The organism is Nostoc sp. UIC 10607 (genome assembly GCF_047228265.1).
GTDB classification, from domain to species: Bacteria; Cyanobacteriota; Cyanobacteriia; order Cyanobacteriales; family Nostocaceae; genus Nostoc; species Nostoc foliaceum_A.
On record NZ_JBIQNW010000269.1, the window covers coordinates 1 to 373 of the forward strand.

Consider the following 373-nt stretch of genomic DNA (forward strand, 5'->3'; position numbering starts at 1 on the left):
AGGCAAGTATTAAATGTTCAATAGAAATATATTCATCACCAAACTCTTTGCGGTATTGTTCGGCGCGATCGAGCAGCGTCTCTAAACTGTGTCCGATGTATACCGAACCACTGCTAGCCCCCGATACTTTGGGCTGACGGTTGATAAAGTCGATAGTGCGCTCGTGTAGTTTTTGAACATTTACCCCGGCTTTGTTGAAAATAGAACTGGCGAGTCCTTCCTGTTCCAGTAACGCTGGCATCAAATGTTCGCTCTCAATCTGCTGATGCTGAAACTGCTTGGCAATTTCGGGAGTCCGAACAAGGGCTTCCCAGGCTTTTTCGGTAAATTGCTCGGGATTGGTTGGTTGCATAATCGTGCCCCTTAGCTGAGA

The 373-nt window shown here is 46.9% G+C and carries 1 protein-coding gene; it reads right to left on the reverse strand.

All coding sequences use genetic code 11. The features are described 5' to 3' along the window. Positions 1–352, reverse strand: a 352-nt coding sequence (locus ACEYW6_RS36725) for a Clp protease N-terminal domain-containing protein (RefSeq protein WP_412983683.1), incomplete at its 3' end; no start/stop codon positions are given. Between the last annotated feature and the right edge of the window lie 21 nt (positions 353–373).